At 68.9% G+C, this 24,922-nt stretch carries 21 protein-coding genes and 1 pseudogene; 5 read left to right on the forward strand and 17 right to left on the reverse strand.

Annotated elements, in window-relative coordinates:
- Positions 1 to 80 precede the first annotated feature (80 nt).
- On the reverse strand, positions 81 to 1,391 hold the full coding sequence (locus AMS65_RS16150) for an aminotransferase class I/II-fold pyridoxal phosphate-dependent enzyme (protein ID WP_053385209.1): 1,311 nt from the start codon (positions 1,389 to 1,391) through the stop codon (positions 81 to 83).
- A 390-nt stretch (positions 1,392 to 1,781) separates the two neighbouring features.
- On the opposite strand from AMS65_RS16150, the gene AMS65_RS16155 reads away from it, so the two are divergent.
- Complete coding sequence (locus AMS65_RS16155) at positions 1,782 to 2,153, forward strand: TIGR02611 family protein (protein WP_241489481.1); 372 nt, start codon at positions 1,782 to 1,784, stop codon at positions 2,151 to 2,153.
- Positions 2,154 to 2,204: 51 nt separating this feature from the next.
- Here the strand turns inward: AMS65_RS16155 and AMS65_RS19570 are convergent, their stop codons facing one another.
- The 4 genes from AMS65_RS19570 to yiaA all read right to left on the reverse strand — a co-directional run bounded on the left by AMS65_RS19570 (position 2,205) and on the right by yiaA (position 5,293).
- On the reverse strand, positions 2,205 to 2,792 hold the full coding sequence (locus tag AMS65_RS19570) for a DUF4870 domain-containing protein (RefSeq protein WP_157502376.1): 588 nt from the start codon (positions 2,790 to 2,792) through the stop codon (positions 2,205 to 2,207).
- Positions 2,793 to 2,905: 113 nt separating this feature from the next.
- Complete coding sequence (locus tag AMS65_RS16165) at positions 2,906 to 3,601, reverse strand: winged helix-turn-helix domain-containing protein (protein ID WP_053385211.1); 696 nt, start codon at positions 3,599 to 3,601, stop codon at positions 2,906 to 2,908.
- Positions 3,602 to 4,236: 635 nt separating this feature from the next.
- The gene (gene pyrE, locus AMS65_RS16170; protein WP_053385212.1) at positions 4,237 to 4,791 is read right to left on the reverse strand and encodes an orotate phosphoribosyltransferase; all 555 of its coding nucleotides are present in this window, start codon (positions 4,789 to 4,791) and stop codon (positions 4,237 to 4,239) included.
- 10 nt (positions 4,792 to 4,801) lie between these two features.
- Positions 4,802 to 5,293, reverse strand: coding sequence for an inner membrane protein YiaA (yiaA, locus tag AMS65_RS16175; RefSeq protein ID WP_053385213.1), 492 nt, complete (start codon positions 5,291 to 5,293; stop codon positions 4,802 to 4,804).
- A 181-nt stretch (positions 5,294 to 5,474) separates the two neighbouring features.
- Here yiaA and AMS65_RS16180 point away from each other — a divergent pair, with 181 nt between their 5' ends.
- Complete coding sequence (locus AMS65_RS16180) at positions 5,475 to 6,317, forward strand: Sir2 family NAD-dependent protein deacetylase (protein ID WP_053385214.1); 843 nt, start codon at positions 5,475 to 5,477, stop codon at positions 6,315 to 6,317.
- 153 nt (positions 6,318 to 6,470) lie between these two features.
- Here the strand turns inward: AMS65_RS16180 and AMS65_RS16185 are convergent, their stop codons facing one another.
- A complete protein-coding gene (locus AMS65_RS16185) occupies positions 6,471 to 7,817 on the reverse strand; it encodes a flavin monoamine oxidase family protein (RefSeq protein WP_053385215.1) in 1,347 nt (448 codons plus the stop codon).
- Positions 7,818 to 8,080: 263 nt separating this feature from the next.
- Here AMS65_RS16185 and AMS65_RS16190 point away from each other — a divergent pair, with 263 nt between their 5' ends.
- Positions 8,081 to 8,758, forward strand: coding sequence for a TetR/AcrR family transcriptional regulator (locus tag AMS65_RS16190; RefSeq protein ID WP_053385216.1), 678 nt, complete (start codon positions 8,081 to 8,083; stop codon positions 8,756 to 8,758).
- Positions 8,759 to 8,856: 98 nt separating this feature from the next.
- Here AMS65_RS16190 and AMS65_RS20650 read toward each other — a convergent pair whose 3' ends face one another.
- The 5 genes and pseudogenes from AMS65_RS20650 to lysA form a co-directional block, all read right to left on the reverse strand.
- The gene (locus AMS65_RS20650) at positions 8,857 to 9,123 is read right to left on the reverse strand and encodes a hypothetical protein (protein WP_368664700.1); all 267 of its coding nucleotides are present in this window, start codon (positions 9,121 to 9,123) and stop codon (positions 8,857 to 8,859) included.
- Between the two features lie 21 nt (positions 9,124 to 9,144).
- Positions 9,145 to 9,658 (reverse strand): annotated as a pseudogene (locus AMS65_RS20655) (ATP-binding cassette domain-containing protein); the annotation flags it as partial.
- On the reverse strand, positions 9,655 to 10,647 hold the full coding sequence (locus AMS65_RS16200; protein WP_241489482.1) for an amino acid ABC transporter permease: 993 nt from the start codon (positions 10,645 to 10,647) through the stop codon (positions 9,655 to 9,657). The gene AMS65_RS16200 and the pseudogene AMS65_RS20655, both read right to left, overlap by 4 nt.
- Positions 10,644 to 11,585, reverse strand: coding sequence for an ABC transporter substrate-binding protein (locus AMS65_RS16205; protein ID WP_053385217.1), 942 nt, complete (start codon positions 11,583 to 11,585; stop codon positions 10,644 to 10,646). The genes AMS65_RS16200 and AMS65_RS16205 overlap by 4 nt, the downstream gene beginning before the upstream one ends.
- Before the next feature lie 49 nt (positions 11,586 to 11,634).
- On the reverse strand, positions 11,635 to 12,963 hold the full coding sequence (gene lysA, locus AMS65_RS16210; protein WP_053385218.1) for a diaminopimelate decarboxylase: 1,329 nt from the start codon (positions 12,961 to 12,963) through the stop codon (positions 11,635 to 11,637).
- 85 nt (positions 12,964 to 13,048) lie between these two features.
- Here lysA and AMS65_RS16215 point away from each other — a divergent pair, with 85 nt between their 5' ends.
- Positions 13,049 to 14,698, forward strand: a complete 1,650-nt coding sequence (locus AMS65_RS16215) for a PucR family transcriptional regulator (protein ID WP_053385219.1) — start codon at positions 13,049 to 13,051, stop codon at positions 14,696 to 14,698.
- Between the two features lie 89 nt (positions 14,699 to 14,787).
- Here AMS65_RS16215 and AMS65_RS16220 read toward each other — a convergent pair whose 3' ends face one another.
- From AMS65_RS16220 to AMS65_RS16230, 3 genes are all read right to left on the reverse strand, one after another.
- Positions 14,788 to 16,563: a Fic family protein gene (locus AMS65_RS16220; RefSeq protein ID WP_083451783.1), complete on the reverse strand. Its 1,776-nt coding sequence runs from the start codon at positions 16,561 to 16,563 to the stop codon at positions 14,788 to 14,790.
- Positions 16,564 to 16,952: 389 nt separating this feature from the next.
- The gene (locus tag AMS65_RS16225) at positions 16,953 to 18,308 is read right to left on the reverse strand and encodes an APC family permease (protein WP_053385245.1); all 1,356 of its coding nucleotides are present in this window, start codon (positions 18,306 to 18,308) and stop codon (positions 16,953 to 16,955) included.
- A gap of 65 nt (positions 18,309 to 18,373) precedes the next feature.
- On the reverse strand, positions 18,374 to 19,267 hold the full coding sequence (locus AMS65_RS16230) for a carbon-nitrogen hydrolase family protein (protein ID WP_075201046.1): 894 nt from the start codon (positions 19,265 to 19,267) through the stop codon (positions 18,374 to 18,376).
- Positions 19,268 to 19,349: 82 nt separating this feature from the next.
- Here AMS65_RS16230 and AMS65_RS16235 point away from each other — a divergent pair, with 82 nt between their 5' ends.
- Complete coding sequence (locus AMS65_RS16235; protein ID WP_083451784.1) at positions 19,350 to 20,096, forward strand: FadR/GntR family transcriptional regulator; 747 nt, start codon at positions 19,350 to 19,352, stop codon at positions 20,094 to 20,096.
- A 76-nt stretch (positions 20,097 to 20,172) separates the two neighbouring features.
- Here AMS65_RS16235 and AMS65_RS16240 read toward each other — a convergent pair whose 3' ends face one another.
- The 3 genes from AMS65_RS16240 to AMS65_RS16250 form a co-directional block, all read right to left on the reverse strand.
- Positions 20,173 to 22,263, reverse strand: a complete 2,091-nt coding sequence (locus AMS65_RS16240) for a hypothetical protein (protein WP_053385220.1) — start codon at positions 22,261 to 22,263, stop codon at positions 20,173 to 20,175.
- A 121-nt stretch (positions 22,264 to 22,384) separates the two neighbouring features.
- Positions 22,385 to 23,761 (reverse strand): FAD-dependent oxidoreductase, encoded by a 1,377-nt coding sequence (locus AMS65_RS16245; protein WP_053385221.1) that lies wholly within the window; start codon positions 23,759 to 23,761, stop codon positions 22,385 to 22,387.
- Positions 23,762 to 23,876: 115 nt separating this feature from the next.
- A complete protein-coding gene (locus AMS65_RS16250; protein WP_053385248.1) occupies positions 23,877 to 24,887 on the reverse strand; it encodes a polyprenyl synthetase family protein in 1,011 nt (336 codons plus the stop codon).
- Between the last annotated feature and the right edge of the window lie 35 nt (positions 24,888 to 24,922).

Below are 24,922 nucleotides of genomic sequence, written 5' to 3' on the forward strand. Positions count from 1 at the left end.
GGCTCCGCCTCGCTCAATCGGCGGAAGGGGATCTATCGATGCGGCCTCTGCGGCCGGGCAGCGCCGCCCCGTAGCGCGGCTCAGCCGCGCAGCGCCTGCAGACGATCGATCGCCGTGCGCAGCGTCTGCTCGTCCTTGACGAAGGTGAAGCGCACCCACGAGGTGAGCGCCTCGGCAGTCGCGGATCCCTCTCGGCAGAAGGCGGAGATCGGCACGCAGGCGACGCCCGCGCGCTCAGGCAGGCCCCGCGCGAACCCGGCGCCGTCGATGAGCCCGATGCCATCGGATCCGGAGCCGTCGGATCCGGAGCCGTCGATGAGCGGCGCGGCACCGGCACCCGCGGCGCCCAGCAGCGGCGCGGCGTCGGCGCACACGAAGTAGGTCCCCTGCGGCACCGAGACCTCGAATCCGGCCTCGCGCAGGCCGGCGGCGAGCAGATCGCGGCGGCGCGCGAGCGAGTCGCGCAGCTCGGCGATGTCGCGATCGCCGCCGCTGTCGCCGCCGGCGAGGGCGCGGGCGATCGCCGGTTGGAAGGGTGCTCCGCCCGAGTAGGTGAGGTACTGCTTGACCGCGAGGACGGCCTCGATGAGTTCGGCCGGCCCCGTCGCCCAGCCGATCTTCCACCCCGTCAGCGAGAACGTCTTGCCCGCCGACGAGATGGTGAGCGTGCGCTCGGCCATGCCGGGCAGGGTGGCGATGGGGGTGTGCACGCCCCCGTCGAAGACGAGGTGCTCGTAGACCTCATCGGTCACCACGACGGCGTTCACCCGCACGGCGGCAGCGGCGATGAGCGCGAGCTCCGACGCCGTCAGCACGGTGCCGGTGGGGTTGTGCGGGGTGTTCACGAGGATCAGTCGGGTGCGCTCCCCCACGGCCGCGCGGAGCGCTTCGGCGTCGAGCCGGAATCCGTCAGGACCCGGCACCAGCGGCACCGTGACGTGCGTCGCCCCCGCCATCGCGATCGACGCCGCGTAGGAGTCGTAGAAGGGCTCGAGCGTCACCACCTCGTCTCCGGGACCCGCGAGCGCCAGAATCGCCGCAGCGAGCGCCTCGGTCGCTCCCGCGGTCACCAGCACCTCGCGATCCGGATCCATCCCGAGACCGTAGTGCCGCCGCTGGTGCGCCGCGATCGCCTCGCGCAGCTCCGGGATCCCCCGCCCCGGCGGGTACTGGTTGGCGCCGTTGCGGATAGCCGTCACGGCCGCCTCGCGGATCCACTCGGGTCCGTCACTGTCGGGGAACCCCTGGCCCAGGTTCGCCGCCCCGGTCGCGTGCGCGAGGGCGGTCATCTCGGCGAAGATCGTGGGCCGGGTCGACCCGTCGGGGGCGACGAGCCCGGCCGCTTCGGACACGGAGCGCCAACGAGCAGTCAGAGGCACAGGTGCAGTCATAGGCACCAGTGTAGGGCGGCCGTGCCCGCCCCTCCCGGCCCTCGCCGGCCGGCTCGCCTGCTTCCTGCTGCCCGCCGCCTGCTCCCCGCCGCTCGCTTCCCGCTGCCCGCTCCCCTACTCCCCGCCGCCCGCTCCCCGCTCCCCGCTTCGAGTCGGGCTGCAGAAGATATGGGATCTTCCATTCATATGGAGCCTGAGCCCGAATCCGGCATACCTTCGGCAGATCCCATATCTTCCGCGAGACGGAGAAAGCGGGACCGGGAGGAAGAACCAGGCAGGCAGGCAGGCAAGAAAGAAAGTAAAGGGGGAAGGAAGGAAGGAAGGAAGGACCGTGAACTGAGCCGGCCCGCACCCGGGCGAATGCCAGGACGCGATCGTATTCTCGGGTGTATGACCGACCCATATGCCGACGACGCGGAGCGCGCGCATCGGCTCAGTCGGCGTTTCGGGCGCTTCATGGAGCGGTGGCGCGCGGCGATCCGCCGCAGGCCGTGGCTCAACACGGTCTACAAGGTGATCATCACCGTCCTCGGCGCGGCGGTCGTGGTCATCGGACTGATCCTCGTGCCGCTGCCGGGCCCCGGCTGGCTCATCGTATTCATCGGACTCACGATCCTCGGCACCGAGTACCACTGGGCCAGGCGCCTGCTCGGCTGGCTGCGGCGCGTGCTGGCCCGGTTCTGGGAGCGGTGGAACCTGTGGCGCGCCGCCCGCCGCGAGCGGCGGGAACAGCGGGAGCGCGGATCCGAGAGCTTCGGATAGACGCAACGGCCCGAGCCGAAGCCCGGGCCGTTGCGTCGTGCGGTGCCGCTGCTACTTGACGAGCGGGATGTTGAAGATGAACTCCGGCTGTCCTCCGCGACGGTATGCGTCGGGAGCCTTGACCGCCGCCAGGATGTGGAAGATGAACAGCACCAGCGAGCCGATCCACAGCACGATCGCGAGCAGCCAGCCGATGTAGGGGATGACCATGAGGATGTAGGTCGCCACGACCACACCGACTCGCAGCAGCGAGAAGTTGAGGTTGTCCCGGTGGAAGGCGTACGCCTGCTGGTTGCCCTTGTCCTTCTCGATGAGGAAGAAGATGAGGGCCGGGATCCAGGTGAAGAACACCGACAGCCAGTAGTTGAGCGTGATGTTGCTCACCGGATCGGCGACGGGCTGCGCATACCCGGGCTGGGGCTGCTGGTAGCCCCCAGGAGGCGGCACCTGAGCCCCTGCAGGCGGAGCCTGGTACTGGGGCTGCTGGGGCGGCGGGGGCGCCTGGTACTGGGGCTGCTGGGGTTCCGCAGCCGGCGGCTGCGGGGCCACGGGCGGCGTCGGAGCCGCGGGCGGAGCATCGCTGGTGGGCTGGCCGCCAGTTTCCTGGCCTTCCTGGCCCTCGGGGGGCAACGTGGTCATCTCGGTCTCCTCCATACGAAACTACGATCTGTTATGACGTTACCGCAGCCGTCCGGCGCGCGGAAGCGGCAATGCCCGGCGCGGTCGAAACCGCGCGGTCGCGGAACGTCCGATCAGAACGCGTCAGGGCTCGGACCGGCGGTGTGCAGGATCGACACGTCGGCGTGACGATCGAAGCGGTACCCGGTGCCGCGCACGGTGCGCACGATGTCCTGGTACTGCGCCAGCTTCACGCGCAGACGGCGGATGTGCACGTCGATGGTGCGCTCGCTCGGCACCTCCTCGACGGGGGCATCGGCCCAGAGCCCCGTGATGAGCTCCTCGCGGCTGATAGTGCGGCCCTCTCGCAGCACGAGGTACTGCAGCAGCTCGAACTCGCGGAAGGTGAGCGCAGCGGGCACGTTGTCGAGCAGCACCCGCTTGCGGGAGAGATCGAGGATCACGCCGCTCGCCGCGCGATCCTCGACCTCGGCCTCGTGCTGCTTCTGGCGGGCGTGCGCGGCCGGGTCGCCGAGCGCGAGGCGGACGACGTCGACGTCTCGGCCCCCGGTTCCCTCGGGGGCGAGAGCCACCGCGGCGTAGGTCTCGGCTGCGGGGGCGAGTTCGGCGACGAGCTGCTTGATTCGCGTGACGATGGCGCCCAGCTTGGGGTCGCCCTCGGCGATCTTGTCGTCGGCGAGGCCCACGTAGAGGGCGAAGCCTCGCACCTCGGTGCCCTCGGGCACGTTGCGCTCGGGGGCGTTCTGAGCCGGCAGGGCGGCGGCGAGGTCGGGGCGGGCGGAGCGGAGAGTCTGGGTGGTGGCGTTCATGATGATGATGTCCTTCGTGCTGTCGTTTCGCAGCCGAGCGGCCCGGGTCTGATGGGCGAAGCGCTCGGGGAGCGGTGCGTGCGCGCCGCGGGGATGCGGCAGAGGAGCGAGCGGGCTGCTATTCAGCCCAGAGACTCGCAGGTGCGCGGTTCAGCTGGAGCGCTCAGCGCAGTGAGCGGCGTGGAACCGGGCAGATGTCGCTCGATACGGCGACGGGTGGAACGAGATCCGGGATTCGTTCACATGCACATTCGACAGCGCATGTCACCGTGACCGGCCATCATCATGCCGGTCTGCCCAAAGTTCACCTCGAAGGCGGACTGGGTACGAATGGTGTCATGCATAACGCACAGTTAAGCAAAGTATTGCGGTTGGTGTCAAGCGGAAGGGGAGATCGGGTTTCGATACTTCGACTCGCTTCGCTCCTCACTCAAGCGACGGAAGGGGGTACCCGCCGATTGAGTGAAGCGCAGCGGAGTCGAAATCTGAGGCAGCAGGATTTCGACTCCGCGCTTCGCGCTCCGCTCAATCGGCGGACAGCCTCCGCGCTTCGCGCTCCGCTCAATCGGCAGGGAACCTTCGCCCGCGGCGCACTCCGCTCGACCGGCGGGGCGGGCGGCCTCCTGCGGCAGGCCCTACTGCGGCTGGAGGCCGAGGTCGTCGAGACCGATCGCGTACCGGTACTCGTAGCCGGCCGCCTCGATCCGCTCCTTCGCCGGCGCCTGGCGGTCCACGACCACCGCGACGGCGGCGATCTCGGCGCCCACCTTCTCGAGCGCCTCGATCGCCTTGAGCGGCGACCCTCCGGTCGTCGACGTGTCCTCGACCACCACCACGCGCTTGCCCGCGAGGTCCGGGCCCTCGACCTGACGTCCGCGGCCGTGATCCTTCGGCTCCTTGCGCACCACGAAGGAGTCGTAGACCTTGCCCTGGGCGACGCCCTGGTGCATGATCGCCGAGGCGATCGGATCCGCGCCCATCGTGAGTCCGCCGACCGCGACCACGCCGTCGATGCCGTCGATGAGGTCGAGCATCACCTGGCCGATGAGCGGCGCCGCGCGATGGTCGAGGCTCAGCTTGCGCAGGTCGATGTAGTACGTGGCCTTCTTGCCGCTCGTCAGTGTGAAGTCGCCGTGGAAGACGGCCTCGGTGGTGATGAGTTCGATGAGCTGTTCGCGAGCGCTGGTCATGGTGACGATCCTACTCGCCGCCGTTCCATCGCCCCGAAGCGGGAGCCTCAGGGATTCCGCGCGCGCCCCCCTCTTCCTCCTCCTCGTCCACCTTGAACTGCGCCAGATCGCGCACGTTCTTCTGCACCGCGACGGCGGCGAACACGCTCATGGCGAAGGCCATCGCGTAGAAGCCCTTCTCGCTGAGGATGAGGCTGCCGGCGTTCCAGAGGCCGATCGCGAGCAGCGACAGCGACAGCACCACCGCGAACCACGCGAGACCGTAGTAGAGATTCGTGACGGGGATGCCCTCGTTGCGGTCGCGCACCGTCTTCTGCAGCGATACCGCCGCGAACAGGCCGAACATCAGCACCGTGAAGTAGTAGCCCTTCTCGTTGAGCTCCATGCCCGCGTTGAAGAGACCGATCAAGTAGGCGGCGACGCCGAGCAGCAGGGCGATCCACGAGGCACCGACGAAAGCAGCGGTCGGCTTCTGCGGTTCGTTCGTCCGAGTCTTGTCCATGATGTTGCTCCTCTGGTATCTTCCGGCGACACTGCCGGGTCGATCACCAAACTACGCAGTGGTCATACGCGGAACGGCATACGCCCGACACGGCCTCGAGTCGTCGGCCGCTGCAGGCATATGCGCGCGATGCTGCGCGCGGTATCGCATGTGGCCTAGATTCGATGGGAAGGGAGGGACCATGGCATCACTGCACCCGGGCCAGCCGGGCACCATCGAGGCGCTGGCGTCGCTCTTCGCCGATGGCCCCGCCGCGGTGCTCACCGGAGCGGGGATCAGCACGGACTCCGGCATCCCCGACTATCGCGGCGCCGGCACCCCGCCGCGCACGCCCATGAACATCTCGCAGTTCATGCACGATGAGGCATATCGTCGGCGATTCTGGGCCGGCGCGAGCATCGGGCTCCTCCGTTCGCGTGGGATCGCGCCCAACGCGGGCCACATCGCACTCGCGAGGCTCGAGTCGGTCTCGCGCATCGACGGGGTCATCACGCAGAACGTCGACGGGCTGCACCGACGGGCCGGTTCGCGCAGCGTGGTCGAATTGCACGGCAGCGGCGGTGTGATCCGCTGCACCGAGTGCGACCACCGCTGGTCTCGCGAGGACGTGCTCGACCGGTTCGACGAGCTCAACCCGGGCTTCACGGAGCGCAACGCCGCAGCCGAGATCGCCCCGGACGGGGACGCGCTCGTGACCGAGGTGGATCAGGTGGTGGTGCCGCCCTGCCCGATCTGCGGGGGCCTCCTGCGACCGGACGTGGTCTACTTCGGCGAACTCGTGCCGACGCCCGTATTCGCAGCCGCAGAGAAACTCGTGCACGATGCCGGCGCACTGCTGCTGGCGGGCACCTCGCTCGCCGTCAACACCGGCATGCGGCTCGTGCACCGCGCCGAACGGCGCGGGATCCCGATCGCGGTGATCAACCGCGGCCCGACCGCCGTCGACTCCCGCGACTCGGTGCGCGTGCGCATCGAGGGCGGCACGAGCGAGACGCTCACCGCCCTCGCCGAGATGTTCGGCTGATCCCACGCTGGGGGGGTACGGCCGACCGTCAAGCAGGCGATCGAGGTTCAGGAGGACGTTTTCCCTGTTCTTGTCCTCCTGAATCTCGATCGCCCGCCCAGGATGCGGTGAGGATCATGCGGTGTCGAGGGCGACCGGACCCCACTGCCCGGCTCAGCCGATGAGCTCGGCGGCGCGCTCCCCCATGCGGATCGCGCCATCGATGTGCGTATAGCCCAGGCCGGCGATGTCGGAGCACGCGAAGTGGATCGGTCCCACCGACGACCGCACCAGGCCCTCGTACCGCGTGATGCTGCCGATGGCAGGGCTCGTGCCGTACGCGCCGCGTGTGTACTCCTCGTTGATCCAGTCGCTCTCGTAGTAGAAGGCCGGTTCGAGGGCCTGCAGGCCGAAGTACTTCGCGATGGACCCGAGGATCGCCTCGCGGCGCTCGGCCTCGCCCATCTCGTACATCTCGTCGGCTCGGCGATCCGAGACGAAGCCCACGAGCGTTCCTCCCGGATAGTCGGGCGCGGTGTTGTCGTAGGTCTCGTGCACAATCTCGTACGGGCCGTAGGTGGTGCCCGAGAGACCCTGCTCGCGCCAGAACGGGGTGTCGTAGTAGGCCTGCACCTTGATCACATTGCCCATGGAGAACTGCTGCAGCATCTGCTGCTTCCTGGCCGGCAGCGCGGGCTGGAAGTCGATGCGCGAGACGAGGTGAGGGCCGAGCGCGACGACGGCGCTGCGCGCCCGCACGGTGAGACCCTCGGCCGACACCAGCACGCCGTCGGCGCTGTGCGAGATCGCGCGCACGTCGGTGTTCAGGTGGATCCGCTCCGCCCCCACCTCCTCGGCGAGGCGCGCGGGCACCTGGTGCATGCCGCCGGCCACGCGCTCGTCGAGCACCAGGTCGAGGTCTGCGAGATCCCGGAAGCCGCCGGCGCTCGCGGCCATCACGAGCGCCGCGAGCAGGGAGAATGTCTCGGCAGGTTTGGTGAGCATGCCGCCCGACACGAACGGCGCGACGAAGTCGATCGCACGATCGTCGTCGCTGCGACCCCGCAGCCAGGCGTCGAACGAGAGCGCGTCGAACTCGGCGGCTTGCGGATGGCTCCACGGCTCCAGCGGATCGACCTGCTTCGAGAGCGCGTCGAGTTCGTCGACGAGCTTCTCGATCTCGGCCAGGGTGCGCTGGTCGAGCGGGGGCAGCTCGGTCGTGTGTCGCGAGATGCGGCCCTCGCGGTCGAGATAGATGTCTTCGCCCGCGCGGTAGCGCTTGAAGGTCTCGAGCCCGAGCTCGTCGATGAGGTACAGCAGGCGCTCCTGATCCGGCGCCACCCATTGCCCGCCCACTTCGATCAGGAAGCCGTTCGAGAGATCCGACTTCACGCGTCCGCCCACACGATCACGTGCTTCGAGCACCAGCACCTCCCGGCCTCGCTGCCGCAGCCGGTGCGCGGCCGTGAGCCCGGCGACGCCGGCGCCGATCACCACGACATCCGTTTCGATATGTTCCATGAGCGCGCCCTCTCGTCGGGTTGCCGGATCCGGAAGTACCGGCCCGGCGTTGCCGGTGCGGGATCGTCGGATCCCGCGTGGTCGATACGGGCAGACGAGCCCGCCCGAGTAGTGTGCTGGATCGGCGCTCCGCGACACCACACCGGCACCGTATGTGTTCATTTATCGCCACCGCAATGCAGCCTGCCTCTTAGAATGAAAGGGTATGAGCCTCAGAGAACCGGGGATCCGGCACCGAGAGCGTTCATTTTGAGAGGAACCCGATGGAGCCCCCGCAACCGCTCCGAGGCCGCGGTCGCCCCCGCGCGCCGCTACTCGACAAGCGCCGGATCACCGCCGCGGCGGCGGGTCTGATCCGCACGGAGGGCCTCTCGGGCCTCACCATGCGTGCGCTCGCGGGTCGGCTCGGCGTCTCGGCGGGCGCGCTCTACAACCACGCGCCGTCGCGCTCGGCGGTGCTGGCGTGGGTGCAGGAGGACATCAGCGAACAGCTCAACGTCTCGGGATTCGGTTCGCTCTCGCTGCGCGACGCGCTCGCCCAGTGGGCGTGGAGCTACCTGCGACTTCTTCGCGCCCAGCCCGCGATGGTCGACCTGATCGTCGCGGTGCCGGTCGCGCACACCGTGCACACCTCGCAGATGTATCAGCGCATCGTCGCGGCGTTCCGCGAAGCCGGCTGGTACGACCGCAGTGTGCTGCCCTCGCTCAGTGCGATCGAGACCTTCATCTTCGGGGCCGCACTCGACTCGGCCGGCCCCGAGAACGTCTACGAGCCCGCGCCGAGCGAGCACACCGTCGCGCTGAGCGACACCCACAGCGCGTTCGCCGATCTCGTGCGCGAAGCGGGAGCGCGCGAACGCGACCTCGTGTTCCAGCTGGGGCTCGACGCGCTGCTCACCGGCCTGCTGCTGCGGTGGGGCGGAAGCGCGGGATCGCCGTAACACGAAGCGGCCCGCAGCTGCTCGTCATACCGAGCAGCTGCGGGCCGCGCCCTCCGTGTCGTCGCCCCGGCACGGCCGCAGGCGACGACACGAGCGCCCTACTTCACACTGTCGAGGAAGTTGCGCGTGCGCTGGCGCTGCGGGTGGTCGAGCACCGCGCTCGGTGCGCCGGCCTCGACCACCACTCCCCCGTCCATGAAGACGACCTGATCCGCGACGCCCCGGGCGAAGCCGATCTCGTGGGTGACCACGATCATCGTCATGCCCTCGCGGGCCAGCTCGCGCATCACATCGAGCACGTCCCCGACGAGTTCCGGATCCAGCGCCGACGTCGGCTCGTCGAAGAGCATCAGCTTCGGATCCATCGCGAGGGCGCGCGCGATGGCGACGCGCTGCTGCTGCCCGCCCGAGAGCTGCGCGGGATAGTGCTTCGCGAAGTCGGCGAGCCCGACGCGGTCGAGCAGTTCGAACGCACGCGCCTTCGCCGCCGACCTGCCGCGCCTCGCGACCCCCACCGGGGCCTCCATGATGTTCTCGAGCGCGGTCATGTGCGGGAAAAGGTTGAAGCTGGAACACCATGCCGATGTCCTGCCGCTGCTTCGCGATCTGCCGCGGTGTCATCTCGTGCGTCTTGTGGCCGGCCTGCCGGTAGCCGATGAGTTCGCCGTCGACGATGATGCGGCCGCCGTCGATGGTCTCGAGGTGGTTGACGCAGCGCAGCAGCGTCGACTTGCCCGAGCCCGACGGGCCCAGCAGCACCGTCACGGAGCCGGCCGGCACCTCGAGCGAGATGTCGCGCAGCACCTGGTGGGAGCCGAAGCTCTTGCGCACCCGGCGGATCTGCACGAGCGATTCACTCAGTCGCGAAGGCGCGACCTCGGTTGCTTCGATCGCGGTCATGCTCCGATCACCTCCACGGCGTTGGTCGGCGGCGCGGGCTGCGGACCCGGCCTGCGCTTGTCGAGTGCCGCCCGCAGACGCTGGAACGGCGTCGGCGGCAGGTTCCGCGAGCTGCCGCGTCCGAAGCGGCGCTCGAGGTAGTACTGGGGCACCGACAGCACGCTCGTCATGAAGAGGTACCAGAGGCTCACCACGATGAGCAGCTCGACCTGCTTGAGGTTGGACGACGAGATCACCTGAGCCTGCGTGTACAGCTCCATCACGGCGATCACCGAGAGCAACGAGGTGTTCTTCAGCATCGAGATGAGCTCGTTGCCCATCGGCGGGATGATCACGCGCATCGCCTGCGGCAGCAGCACCCGCCGGAAGGTGTAGAGCGGCGACATGCCCAGCGAGTACGCCGCCTCGCGCTGCCCCTCGTCGACCGACATCATGCCGGCGCGCACGATCTCCGACGAGTACGCCGCCTGGTTCAGGGTGAGCGCGAGCAGGCCCGCGATGAACGGGGTGACGAGCGTATTGGTGTCGATGGACCAGAACACGACGTCGGTGAGCGGGATCCCGAGCCTCACCTGGTCGAACAGCAGCCCGAGATAACCCCAGAGCACGATCTGCACCAGCACCGGGGTGCCGCGGAACGCCCAAACGTAGAACCATGCGACGCTCATGAGCACGGGGTTCGGCGAGAGCCGCATGGCCGCGACGACGACGGCGAGCAGGGTCGAGACCGCCATCGAGATGACGGTGATGAGGATCGTGAGCCACACGCCGTCGAGAATGCGGGCGTCGAAGAGGAACTCGCCGACCGTGCCGAAGTCGAGGTTGGGATTGGTGGCGACGGCGACGACGAACCACACCACGAAGGCCAGGACCGCCACAGCGGTGACGTAGCGCCACGGGCGCCGCAGCGGGATCGCCTCGACGTCGTCGTCGACGGGCGCCCCGGGGGCGCTCAAGAGCGCCGCCCCGCTGGTCGCACGGTCGTTCACGATGCCGACGTCCCCTGGTTCACCAGCGCCGATTCGACCGCGTAGGCGCCGATGTTGTTGCGGTCGAGCACCTCCTGGTAGGTGCCCTCGTCGATGAGCGCTTCGAGCGCCGCACGGATGGCCTCGACGAGTTCGGTGTCCTCCTTGAGGATCCCGATGCCGCTGTACACGGGCTCGAACCCCGCGGGGTTCTCCGGATCGCGCACGATCTCGAAGGCGTTGCCGTCGTCGGTCGTCGCGACCACGTACTCCGTGACGACCGCGTCGGCGACGTAGGCCTGGCTCTTGCCGGCCCGCAGCGCGGTCTGGGCGTCGAGATCCGAGGGCAGCTCCATCACGTTCACTTCGCAGTCCATCGCGCGCAGCAGGTCGCCCTGCACCGTCGCCTTCTGCACCGACACGGTCAGACCGCAGAGATCCCGCTGCCCCTCGACGCCGGCGTCGTTGCCCTTCTTCACCGCGATGGCGAAACCGCCGTGGGTGTAGTTGACGAAGCTCAGGGTGGCCTGCCGCTCCGGTGTATCGTTCATGCCGCTCATGATGATGTCGTTCTTGCCGGCCTGCAGCGACGGGATCACCGAGTCGAAGGCCTGCTTGTTGAGCGAGACGTCGATGCCGAGCTTCTGGCCGAGCAGGCGGCCGAGCTCGGGGTCGAAGCCGATCTCGCGGTTGGCGTCGTCGTACATCGCCATGGGCGGGAAGGGGATGTCTACTGCGACATCGATCCGCCCCTTCTCCACGATGTCCTCGGGCAGCAGCTCCGTGAGCGCGGGATCGACGGTGGTGCCGATCTCGTCGCCGACCGGCAGATTCGCGCCGCCGGCGGTGCCGCCTCCGGAGCCGGTGCCATCCCCGCCCCCGCCTCCGCTCGAGCATCCGGTGAGCAGGAGGGCGAGTGCGGCAGCGGAGGCCAGCAGGGTGAGCGGTGTCTTCTTCATGGTGCTCCTTCGTCGTTGGAGGATGGGTTCGGTACGGTCGACGCGCTGGTCAACCGACGTTCTCGATCGCGGGCAGGTGGGTGGCGAGCAGGTCGTCGTAGGTCTCGCGGCGGGTCACGAGCCGCGCCTCGCCGTCGCGCACGAACACGATCGCGGGTTTGAGCGCACCGTTGTAGTTGTTCGACATCGTGTAGGCGTAGGCTCCGGTCGCCGGCATCACCACGAGGTCGCCGACCCGGGCCTCGGGCAGCGGGGCACCGTCGATGAGCAGGTCGCCCGACTCGCACTGGCGGCCGACGAGCTGCGCGCTCTCGGTCCAGGGCTCGTCGATGCGGTTGGCGAGGATCGCCTCGTACCGCTGATCCGTGAGGGCGATGTCCATCTGGTCGGCGAGGCCGCCGTCGACGGCGACGAAGACGTCGCCCGTGCGCTTCACCGACACGACCCGGTAGAGGGTGACGCCGGCCCGGGCCACCACGGAGCGGCCCGGCTCGATCATGATCCTGGCCTCGGCCGGCAGGTGCGCACGTGCCGCGGCGACGATCGCGTCGAGGTACTCCTCGACCGACGGGGCCGCCTCGTCGTAGGTGTACTTGACGCCCAGACCGCCACCCACGTCGTAGACGGGGAAGATGCCGACGGTCGAGATGTTCTCGACCGCCTGCGCGAACTGACGGGTGTTGAGGATCTGTGAGCCGATGTGCAGGTGCACGCCCTCGAACTCCATGAGCGGGTGCGCACGCATGCGCTCGATGGCGCGCTTCGCCTGGTCCATGGGCAGCCCGAACTTCGACTTGGCGCCGCCGGTGGCCTGCGAGGCGTGGGTCTCGGCCTCGACGCCCGGGATGACGCGCAGCAGCAGCTTCTGGGGCCGCTCGAGCAGTCGCTCGAGGCGGTCGAGCTCGTCCTCGTTGTCGACGATGATGGTGCCGATGCCGGCGTCGAGGGCCATGCGCAGCTCGGCGTCGGTCTTGGCGTTGCCGTGGAAGTGCAGCCGCTCGGGATCGACGCCCGCGGCGAGCGCGAGCTTGAGCTCGCCGCCGCCGGCGATGTCGACCGAGAGTCCCTCCTCCTGCGCGATGCGGTACATCCCGACCACGGGCAGCGACTTCGATGCGAACAGCACCTCGGAGTCGGGCCACCGCTCGCGCAGCCCCTCGACGAAGCGGCGGATCTGCCGGCGCAGACCCGCCTCGTCCACGATGTGCAGCGGGGTGCCGTACTGCTCGGCGAGGGCGGTGACGCCGACGCCGCCGATGGCCAGCTCTCCGCCGCCGGGGCCTGCGACGCGGGAGGACTGCTCGGGCAGCACGCTCCACAGTTCGCCGAGCCGGGTGCCGTCGGGCGCGGGCTGGTCGAGGGTCTGATCCTGGGCCACGGTGGTCCTCCATCCTCATCGGTGCGTGACCACCATATGCGCGTTCGAGCGCGCATATTTTGTGCTTCTCCTATATCTTCAAGAGATGGATCAAGGGATTTCTCCAAGCCCCGACGATATCGGCCTGCCGCTCGACGAGCTCCTCGAGGAGCTCGGGCCGCAGACGGCGGCCCGGCTCGGTCCTCCCTCCACGCGCGTCGTCAGAGCGACCGAGTTCCACGAGGCGCTCGAGGATCTGCCCGATCAGCCGGGCACGCTCCTGCTCGCCCCGTCGGCGGTGCACACCCCGAGCACCGGGCTCGCGCAGATCGCCGAACGCGCGGCTCGGCTCGGCTACGCGGCGATCGCCGTGAAGTGCCGCGAACGCGACGTCGAGCGGCTCGCCGCGCTCTCCGGGGCCGCCGGAATCCCGCTGATCCGCGTCGGCGAGCGCGTGAGCTGGCACCTCTTCGACGCCATGCTCGCGCAGTTCCTCGGCGAGCACCGTCACAGCGAGGACATGCATCGCGACCGCGGCTCCGAGCCGCTCTTCGCACTCGCCAACGAGCTCGCGGAGTTCTTCGGCGGTTCGGTCGCGATCGAGGACCTCGGGCGCAGGATCATCGCCTACTCATCGGTGCCCGGACAGGTGATCGACCGGCTCCGCACCCAGGGCATCCTCACGCGCCGCGTGCCGGATTCACCCTTCAACGACGATCAGTACCGCACCGTGCTGCGCTCGAAGACCCCGATCAAATACCCCCGTCTCGACGACGAGGAACCCCGCGTGGCGTTCGCGATCCACGCGGGCACACTGCCGCTCGGCAGCATCTGGGCCATCGACGCATCGGGAACGGAGGGCCTCACGCCGGAGCAGGACGAGCGGATCCGCGCCGCGGCCGGGCTCGCCGCCTCGTACATGCTCGACGACCTGCGCGTGAGGCGCGCCACCCAGCAGCCCCGCGAGGACCGGCTGCGCACCCTGCTCGACGGGCACGACGTCGTCGGCTCGGAGTTCGCGGAGCTCGGCCTCTCGGAGGAGCGCGGGGCCGCGCTCCTCGCGTTCGCTCCCGAGCGCGACGACCGCTCCCTGGTTCCGGCGCAGCTGCGATCCACCGTGCACCGCCACCTCGCACTGCACCGCCCCGAGACCGCCACCGCCGTGCGCGGCGGCCGGGTCTACGCGCTCATTGAGCAGGAGACCTCGAGATCCGCGAGCGATCTCGTCGAGCCCCTGCTGCCGGTACTCGATCGGCTCGTCGGGCCGGGCGTGCGCGTCGCGCTCCCGGGCGTCGCCCATCGTCCGGTCGACGTCGCTGCGCTGCGCACTCTCGCCGAGCGGCTCTTCGACATCACCGGCATCGACATCACCGGCGCCGACATCACGGGCACCGGCACCACGGGCACCGGCACCACCCCCGCCGGCACCGGGCAGGCGGCAGTGTCGGGGCGTCTGCTCACCGTGGAGGATCTGCGCCCCGCGCTAGTGTTCGAGCGCACGGCCGCGATCTTCGTGGACGAACCGGTGCTGCGATCCCCCGCTCTCGCCCGCATGATGGACGAGGATCCCGCCGTCGCCGAGACGCTGGCGACCTGGTGCGGCTGCTTCGGCAACGTGGCCCGCACTGCTCGCGAACTCGGCATCCACGAGAACACGGTGCGGTACCGGCTCAAGCGCGCCGAGGAGCACTACGGCGTCGCGCTGCTCGACCCCGACACCCTGCTCGCCGCCTGGCTGCAGCTGCGCAGCGGGTAGTCGCGCTTCAGTAGGATCGGATGCCCATCCGTCATCCACTCCTCTGCGGGGAATCGGATCCCACACTCTTTCGGCCACCGACGCGGCAACTACGTATCAGATCCGTCACCCGTTGTGCCGTCCTCGCCCGCTCGCTCATTGATCGAGCCTGCTTCTCGTCCGTCTTTCTTAGAGCCGGCTGTTGCCGTCTGGGCGAGCAGGACCTTCAGAGCGTCATTCACCGGGTCTGGGAGCCGTGTCGTTCGAACCAGACTGTCGCTCAGTTCCGACCACGATTGCAGGGAGCGCAGAAGCGCTTCCGTGTGTGTGGTGTTCTGGGCGAACGACAGCATAGCCCGGTCGGTGGTGCGGGCCGCTTCAATCGCCTCTCGGATCAGAGCGGATGGGTCCAGGGAATCGAGATTGGTGTGCACCCATTCGGGGATGCGCAGAGACGCGAGAAGCATGGCCCTGTTGGATTCCGAGAGTCGGGCGGCATCGATGGCCGCCTGCATCGACTCGGAACGGTTCGCTCGTGCGATCGCTGCGGTCAACTTCAACTGCCTCGTCAGATTCTGCTTGCGTAGATCTTCAAGAACTTGACTGTGAATGTCCAACCAGAGTGGATCAACGCTCGTCCGACGCGCGATCCTCTGGCCCAGATCCTCGAGTTCATCCATTATCAGTCCGGCGCACCAGACCTGCTTCCGTTTCCGATTCGTGAGCGGCCGCAATACGTCCGCCTCTGCGAGCTTCTCGATCGCGCCGTACACCGACGAAGTCGCGCCGCCGATGAGGTCGCCCATGTCTTCCGACGTGAAGAACGGAACGGTGGGAAGCAGATCGAGGATCTTCCGCGCCGCGCTGCCGGCCCGAGGCATCTTCCCCGCCATGGTGACGTAGATGCCGTTCCACTGTTCCGGAAGCTCAGCGAGCCGCTCTGCCGTGGTCTCGGATTCTTGCGAGGCGGTGCGCGCCGCACGAGCAAGCGCACGGATCATCGGGCCGGCATCCCCTTCACGGTAGGCAGCCAGCACCTCAAAATAGGTCGCCTTCTTCGCCACCAGGGCAGAAGCGATCGGCACTATCACACGGGAGGTCACCCCGCGCCGCCGCAGGATCGTATTGATGAGCGCACGCCCAATGCGCCCATTCCCATCTGTGAACGGGTGAATCGATTCGAACTGCGCGTGAGCGATCGCCGCCTGCGCGATCACCGGCACATCATCTCGGTTGGCAAATTCGAGAAGATCCGCCATATATTCCGCGACCGTCTCGGCTGGGGGCGGTACGTATGTCGCGTTCCGCAGGGAATAGTCGGAGCCTTCGATCCAGTTCTGCACATCCCGCAGATGTCCTGCGTACGGCGCTTCTCGCGGATCATCGTGCATCAGAATCCGGTGCGCTGCCAAAACATCACTCAGAACGATTCGGCCTTTTCTTTCAACGGAGGAAATCAGCGCGTCGAGAGCTTCAGCAGAAGCCACCATAAGGGTTGCGGAAGCGTTGGATTTCGTCCCGTGCACGGCACGAGCAAAGTCCTCAATCGAGGCCTCCACGTGCTCGATCTTCGACGACGCAACCGACTCGGCCCGGAGCAGCAGAACCGACAGCGCAGTCAGATTCTCCCCATGGGCAGAGTCGAGACGGGCAATCGCCGCGAGAGCCTCATCGGACTGGGCCGCGACCGGCGTCGGGAGTTCGGGATCGTAGTCACTGATCTTCGGAGGCAGGCTCACCGTGACCTCACTGAGCATGCGATCCTCGCGGGTCCCACTCTTTTGTTTTTGCCGCCACGGAATCACCCGCTCACCATGCACCTCGATCCCGACAGTGAACCGCGCATCAGATGGCTCGGAGGATGAAGCCTCCCTCTGAGTTCCCATAACTCGTCCTCCAGCCCGGAATCCACCTGTTTACATTCCGACTTAATGATCCCAACTCGGAATATCTACCTCCGGGTTCCGGGTAACCGACCTGCTATCGCAGCGGCGGGATGTCAACCGCTTTCGACACCAGTGCCTGGGGGCGAACGCTCACCCGCCCGTCATCCTGCGCGGAGGCCGCTCGCGGCCGCAGTCGCAGGATCCAGGCGTGTGGATCCTGCGACTCGCTGCGCTCGCGCAGGATGACGGGGTGGTGCTGCGCCGCGGGTCGCCAGGGTTGCCCGCCCCGCTGCCCCGAGATCCCGAGATCCCGAGATCCCGATTCTTGTCGCATCCCTGGCACGAATGCGACAAGAATCGGGATCTCGGGGCCGTGCGAGCCCGGATCGCTACTCGGCCTCGGCCTCGGCGATCGCGAGCTCCGGCGGCTGGCGGCGGAAGCCGCGGGTCGCGATCGCGAGGATCACCACTCCGATACCCAGCCAGATCGAGCCGAGCGTGATCGCGTGCACGTCGAGCTGGCTCAGCAGATAGGCGATGACGAGCATGCCGATCACCGGGAAGACGACGTACAGCAGCACGTTGTGCGACCGGCCCTCGCGGCGCTCGCGCGCCCAGTAGACGACGACCGAGAGGTTCACCATGATGAACGCGAGGAACGCCCCGAAGTTGATGAACGAGGTCGAGGTGGTCACGTCCATGAAGATCGCGATGAGCCCGACCGCGGCGATCGCGAGGATGCTCAGCACGGGCGTGCGGAAGCGCGGGTTCAGCCGCCCGAAGAACGCCCGCGGCAGCACGCCGTCGCGTCCCATCGCGTAGAGCAGACGGCTCCCCGCGGCCTGGGCCGCGATGCCCGAGGTGAACTGCGCGATGACCAGCGCGGCGAGGAACACGGCTCCGAAGAACGCTCCGCCGATCCGGTGCGCGATCTCGAAGGCGGCAGCATCGGAGTTCTCGAACACCCCGCCCGGGTGCACCAGCTGCACGGCGTAGGAGACCACCACGAAGATGCCGCCGCCGATGAGCGCCACGAGCATGATCGCCTTCGGCACGGTGCGCCGGGGCTCGATCGTCTCCTCGGTGAGCGTGGTCACCGCGTCGAAGCCGAGGAAGGAGTAGGCCGCGATGGCGGCACCGCCCGCGATGGCGGTGAGTCCGGAGTCGATGCCGGTGAACGGCGCTGCGCTCACGAGCCCGCCCGCGCCATCGGTGCGCACGACATCGGCGAGGGCGAGTACGACGAAGAACACGATCACGAGGATCTGGAAGCTCATGAGCACGAGGTTCACCCGGTCGGCGACCTTGATCCCGATCACATTCAGCACCGTGGTGATCACGATGAAGCCGAGGATCCAGACCGGCATCGGCACGGCCGGGAACTGCGCCTGCAGGTACGAGCCGCCGATCAGCCAGATCACCATCGGCAGGAACAGGTAGTCGAGCATCGTCGCCCAGCCGACGAGGAAGCCGACGCGGCCGTCGATCGTGCGACGCACATAGGTGTAGGCCGATCCCGCCACCGGGAAGGCCGCGGCCATGCGACCGTAGCTGTTCGCGGTGAAGAGCATCGCGATGAGCGCGAAGAGGTAGGCGCTGGCGCTGGCACCCCCGGTCTCCGAGGCGATCACCCCGAAGATGCCGAGCACGATGAGCGGGGTGAGATAGGCCAGCCCGAAGATGACGAGCGAGGGCAGCCGCAGGGTGCGGCTGAGCGTCGGCGGGGCTGCGGTGGTGGTTGACATCGGTACTCCGTTGTTCCAATCGGGGGTGGGATCCGGCGCGGGATCGCGCCGGCTGGGTGGGGTCTTCAGCTGGTCGGCGGGGAGCCGGGCGCCCATCGTGCGGGATCGATCCGACCGCCGTACATGGGCAGCGGGATGGGCTCGTCATCGGGCGAGAACTGCTCCCAGAGCCGGTTGGTGCCGCTGGTGCCGGTGTGGCGCACCCGCGCGACCCGCTCGGGTTCGTAGTGCACGATCAGCGTGTCCTCGCCCAGGCCGGCCTCGCCGAGCACCCAGCCCTCGGGGTCGACGGCGATGCTGCGACCGCGGCCGGCCGGCGCCGCGCAGTTCACGCTGAGCACGTAGAGCTGGTTGACGATCGCGTTGGCGCGGGCGAGCACCAGCTCCTGCTCGCGGTCCTGACTCGTGGTCTTGACCACGTTGACCACGAGGTCGGCGCCGAGCCACGCGAGCTGCCGCGTGTGCTCGGGGAACCAGGCGTCGTAGCAGTTGGAGAGCCCGACCGCTCCGTGGCCGTGCTCGCCGCCCCCGAGTTCGGCGACCACGAACTCGGTGCCCGGCCGGTGCGGCTCGAAGGGGCGCCACGGGAACATCTTGCGGTAGCGGGCGCGAAGCACGCCCTGCGGATCGAAGAGCAGCTCGGTGTTGAAGTACCCGTCGTCGGAGCGCTCACCGATGCTGCCGGGCACGAGCCAGACGCCGTGGGCCGCCGCGATCTCGCCGAGGGCCGCGACGAAGGGGTCGTCGAGCGGCACGGCAGCAGCTTCGAGTGCGGCCGCGCGCTCCGGCTCGGGGAGGTGTCCGGCGTCGTGCAGGTGCATCTCCGGGTAGACGAGCATCTCGATCTCGGGGTGCTCGCGGAGGGTTGCGGCCACGTCCTCCCGGAACGGCTCCAGGCTCGCTCCCGCGGGGAGCGGGGTGCGCTGCGCGAGCCCGATCGCCAGCTTGCCTCGGGTCATCGGGGCCTCCTCACCTCAAAGTGATCAGAATGAACATGATCAGTTTGATCAGTATAGGCACATGAATCGCTAGACTCAAGCCATGGCCGCCAGACGCACGACCTCAGCCGCCGACGTGGAGCTCGCGCTCTTCGCGGCCCCCGGCGCCGCGGCCATGACGCGCCTGTCCGCCGTCGAGACGGTGCGCGCGCGGATCCTGCTCTCCATCGAGCACGCCCTCCTCACCCCGGGCAGCCGGCTCCCCCGCACCGAACTCATCGCCGCGGGGCTCGAGGTCAGCACCATCACCGCGCGACGCGCGCTCGAGAGCCTCGTGGCCGACGGCGTGCTGGTGCGGCGCCCCGGCCGCGGCGGTGGCACCTTCGTCGCGGAGGCGCCACCGCAGCTGCAGGACTCCTCGGTCTCGGCCTACCGCGCCGACAGCCAGGCGATCCATCGCCTCATCGACCAGCGCAGCCTCATGGAGAGCGCCCTCGTGCACGAGGCGGCCCTGCGCGCGACGCCGGAGCAGTGCGACGAACTCGACGCCCTCATCCTGCAGTCGCAGCGGGCCGCCGACTGGATGGAGCACCACGTGCCCGACTCCCGCTTCCACCACCTCGTCGCCGAGATGAGCGAGCTGCCCGAGGTGCCCACCTACCTCTCCGCCTACGAGGCGCTGATCAGATACTTCGTGCCGTATCCGCAGGAGCAGCTCGAGGCCGGGCGCGACGAGCACCGTGCGCTGGTCGCGGCCTTCCGGGCGCACGATCCCGTCGCGGCCGTCGCCGTGACCCGCGCCCACGTCGACGCGCTCAGGCGCGAGATGTTCCTCGCGCTCGAGCGGTAGGCGGAACGGCCGGGCCGCCGCTCAGGCCGCCCAGGCCATCCGGGCCACCCAAGCCGCTCAGACCGCCCGGGCCGCCTCAGCCGGCACGGCGGCGGAGCACGAGCACGCCCGCCGCTGCCGCGATCAGCGCCACCGCGAAGCCCAGCACGCCCAGCGGGTCGGCGCCGGTGCGCACGAGCGGGGCCTCACGCGGGTCGCTCGCGCCGTCGGCACCGCCATGCGCGCCGCCGTTCGCGCTCCCCTGCGGGCCGCCGCTCGGCGGTTCCGAGCCCGCCGACAGGCTGAGTTCGAAGGTGCGCTCGACGCTCTGCCCGACGCGATCCTCCACGCGCACCGCGAGCTCGTACTCGCCGCCCGCGAACAGCCCCGCCGTATCGACGGTGACGACCCCCGAGTCGCTCACGGTGACCGGGACTCCTCCAGGCGCGGCGGCCGGCAGTCCCGACGAGGTGCGATTCGCCTCCACGACCGCGATCAGCTCGGGCTGCTTCGTCACCGCGTAGGCGCCCGTCTCGGGAAGGTTCTCCGGCGCGAACACCGCCGCCGAGAACTCGACCACGTCACCGACCTCCGCCCGCTTCCGCGACTCGCCCTCGCCGACCTCCGCGAACCCGGGCTTCGCGAGCACCCGGAACGTCGCAGTGCCGGTGTCGGTGCGGCCCTCGACGTCCTCGATCGTGTAGGCGAGCTCGATCTCGTGCGAGGTCTCCCCCTCGGCCCAGACGTGGTTCGGCGCCACCTCGACCGCGCCCGTTGCGAGGTCGGCGTTCACCGTCGCGTCCCCCGAGACGAGCGCGACATCGGAGAGGCGCTTCCCGTCGCCGCCCGCGCCGTCGAGCAGATTCAGCTCGAACGGCGCGTCTGCGCGTTCCCCGTCAACACCGGGGGCGTGCGCCCCGACGTAGGCGACGAATTCGACGTCGATCGCGCGGGACTGGCCGACCTTGTCGGTGACCTCGACCCGCACGGTCTCGGAGTCACCGGGCTCAGCTTCGGCCGGCGCCTCGTAGGTGACAACCCCCTGGTCGTCCACCGTCGCCGTGCCAGTGATCGGCGACTGGTCGATGCGGTAGCCGTCAGTCGCAGGGATCACCGGATGGTTCATCGCCCAAACCGTCGTGCTCGCGCTGCCTCCGATCGGGACCGAGACCAGCGCGTCGTCGACCGAGAGCAACGGCGGCCGCAGCACGCGCACGTTGATCTGCGCGTTCGCCGTACCGTTGTCGTCGGTGACGGTGTACGGCGCGGCGAACGAGTACCCGTTCTGCTCACTCTCCCAGATGCGCGGCGATGGGGTGAACGTCACGCCCGTCTCGTCGAAGTCGACCGCAGCATTGTTCACGTTGGCGATGACGTTCGTCACACGCGCGTTCTCACCGCGGGCGTGATCCGGCAGGATCTCCACCCGTGTGCCGGCCGGATCAGTCTCGAAGGGGATGTCGACGCCGAACGTATCGGCCTCGGCCGTGCCCTTGATCGTCACGGTGAACGGCTCGAACGTCTCGCCCACCTGGCCGTAGATATCGGTCGCGGTAACCTTGAAGGTCGTTGTGCTGTTGGGGATCGCATCCACCGGCGCCGTGTAGCTGACCACTCCCGCGCTCGTGACACCGGCGGCGCCCCACGCAGGCCCCGACACCCCCACCGCGTAGCCGCCGTCGGTCGCGACGCCCGAGATGAAGCCTGCTCCCATCGCGGTGACCGTCGACTGCACGGTTTCTCCCGGAGCCACCACAAGCGGGCTCGGGCCGGTGCGGAACACCCACGGCTTCTGCACGACGGTGAGGTGGATCAGCCCATCCGCGGTCTCGCCGTCGCGCGACACGGTGTAGGGGAGATCGACGGTGAAACTGTACGAGGGGTACGTCGCGGACGCCGTCGACGAGAACGCGATCGAAGTCGGGGACGTGAGCTGCGCCTGGACGCCGCCTGACGCGGAGACCGCGGTGATCTCGCTGCCCGCCTCCAAGGACTCGCCGAAGTCGACCAGTTCCCCGCTCGCAGGCACGGTGATGATCATGGTCGGCGCGGCGGGCGGCGCCGCCAGCGCGGGTGCCGCGATCCCGAACAGCGCGCCGAAGGCGAGCAGCAGTGCGAGCGCACCGGAAGCAGCGCGTCGAGTGGTCGATGAGCCGCGGCGTGCGCGCTCGAGGTAACGGTGCAGCATGGAAGACAGCCCTCCAGGACTGGACCTGCCGCGCTCACTCCCCTGCGAACTTGAACGGCGTCCAAGCATGAGCTTAATGCAGGGGGCCCGGTCCGCCAACCACGGAAGGCCCTCCGGCTCACTACTCCCCGCGGGAGATGCGCGTCATCTCGTCGCGCGGCACCACCTTGACGCGTGTGCGGCCGGCTTCCTCGCCGAGCGACAGCTCGTGCTCGTCGAGCCGCTGCCACCCCTCGATGGTGGTATACGGCACCTCGCGCTCGTGCAGCAGCTCGGGGATCGCCTCGGCCGCGGGAGTCTCCGGGCGCCACCAGCTCTCGCGATCCTCGAGCAGGCACTCGAGGGTCTCCATGGCGTCCGACTTGGTGTGGCCGATGAGGCCCACGGGGCCGCGCTTGATCCAACCCGTCGCGTACACACCCGGGATCTGAGCGCCCTCGAGATCGTGCACCCGGCCCTGCACGTTCGGGATCACGCCCCTCGCGTCGTCGAACGGGACCTCGTCGAGGGGCGATCCGAAGTAGCCGACGGCGCGGTAGATCGACTGCATGGGGATCACCTCGAACTCGCCCGTGTCGATGACTCCGCCGCGGCCGTCGGGCGCCGTGCGCTCGATCTTGAGGCCGGCCACGCGGCCGTCCTCGACCACGACCTCGACCGGCTTCGACCAGAAGTGCATGCGGAGGCGCCGCGACGACGGCGCGACCTCGCCCGACTCGCGTTCCCGCTGTTCGGCGCGCCACTTGTCCATGATGCGGGTCATGACGACGACCTGCTTGTTCTTGGCGAGCACCTCGTCGGCGTAGGCGTCCTCGATGTCGAAGTCGCGCTCGTCGATCACCATGTCGACGTCGCGCACCTCCCCCAGCTCGCGCAGCTCGAGCGGGGTGAACTTCACGTACTTCGGTCCGCGGCGGCCGAAGAGGTGCAGCTCCTCGATGGGATTCGCCTTGAGTCCCTCGTAGACGTTCTGGGGGATCTCGGTGGGCAGCAGGTCATCGGCGTGCTTGATGAGCATGCGCGAGATGTCGAGGGCCACATTGCCGTTGCCGACCACCCCCACTTCGCGGGCCTCGAGCGGCCAGGTGCGGGGCACGTCGGGGTGACCGTCGAACCAGCTCACGAAATCGGCGGCGCCGTAGGACCCCTCGGCGTCGATCCCGGAGATGTTTAGCGACGCATCGCGGATCGCCCCCGTGGCGAAGATCACCGCGTGGTAGTGCCGTTTGAGGTCGGCGAGGGTGATGTCCTGGCCGTAGCGCACGTTGCCGAAGTAGCGGATGGCACCGCTGTCGAGCACCTCGCGCAGCGCCGTGATGATGCCCTTGATGCGCGGATGATCGGGCGATACCCCGTAGCGCACCAGGCCGTAGGGCGCGGGCAGCTGTTCGAAGAGGTCGATCTCCACCTCGAAGTCGCGCTCCGCCTTCAGCAGCAGATCCGCCGCGTAGATCCCGGCGGGTCCCGCTCCGACGATCGCCAATCGCATCCTGCTCATATGGTGTTCACCTTTCCCTCGATCGCCGGCCCGGCGAGCGGAGCGAGTCGAAACCGATCCGGGATCTCCACCCGGGATTTCGACTCCGCTGTGCTGCGCCCCCACCGGCGGAAGACTATCCCTCGCGGTTCACGATCGAATCGGCCATGCGTTCGAGCGCGCGTTTCACCGGAGACTTGGGCAGCACCTCGAGCGCCTGCTTCGCCTCCTCGGCCCAGCGCTTCGCCGTCGCCTCGGTCTCCCGTGTCACCTCGTGCGCGCGCAGCGCCTCGACCTCGGGGTCGAGCAGCGCGGGATCCGCGCCCTCGGCGATCGCCGCTGCACCGGCGTCGATGCGCCCCAGCAGCTCCGCGTCGGCGGGGTTCTCGCCGGCCCGCTGCTGCAGCAGCAGGTAGGGGAGCGTGGCCACGCCCGCCCGCAGGTCCGTGCCGGCGCGCTTGCCCGTCTGCTCCTTCTTCGGCGAGAGGTCGATCACGTCGTCGATCAGCTGGAACGCGACACCGATGCGCTCGCCGTACTCCATCACGGGGTCGGCGTACTCCGCCGGACCGTGACCGAACATCACTCCCATGCGGGCCGCGGTGGCGATCAGCGCACCGGTCTTGTCGGCGAGCACCTGGATGTAGTGGGCGATCGGCTCGTCGCCCTCCTGCGGACCGACGGTCTCGTGCAGCTGCCCCAGGCAGAGGCGCTCGAAGGTGCGCGCCTGCAGCAGGATCGCCTCCTCGCCCATGCCCGACACGAGCGACGACGCCCGGGCGAAGAGCAGATCCCCCGCGAGGATCGCGACCGAGTTCGACCACACGGTCTGCGCCGCCGGCACTCCGCGGCGCAGCTTCGCGTCGTCCATCACGTCGTCGTGGTACAGCGAGGCGAGGTGAGTCAGCTCGACCGCCTGCGCTGCGCGGCGCACCAGTTCGTCGGGGCCGTCGCCCAGTTCGCTCGTCAGCAGCGTCAGCATGGGCCGGATCCGCTTGCCGCCCGCGTCCATGAGGTATCGAGCCGGCGCGTCGGCGATGGGAGAGGCGAAGCGAAGATGCTCCGCCAGCTCGGCCTCGATGAGCTCGAGCTGATCCTGCAGCGCCTTCGCGTGGCGGCGATCCTGCGCGCCTCTGAAGAGGCGCATCGGCAGCGCCTGCGTCGCCGTATCGTAAGCTTCGG

Origin of the sequence: Leucobacter celer subsp. astrifaciens (assembly GCF_001273835.1) — a bacterium.
In the GTDB taxonomy this organism is placed as follows: Bacteria; Actinomycetota; Actinomycetes; order Actinomycetales; family Microbacteriaceae; genus Leucobacter; species Leucobacter celer.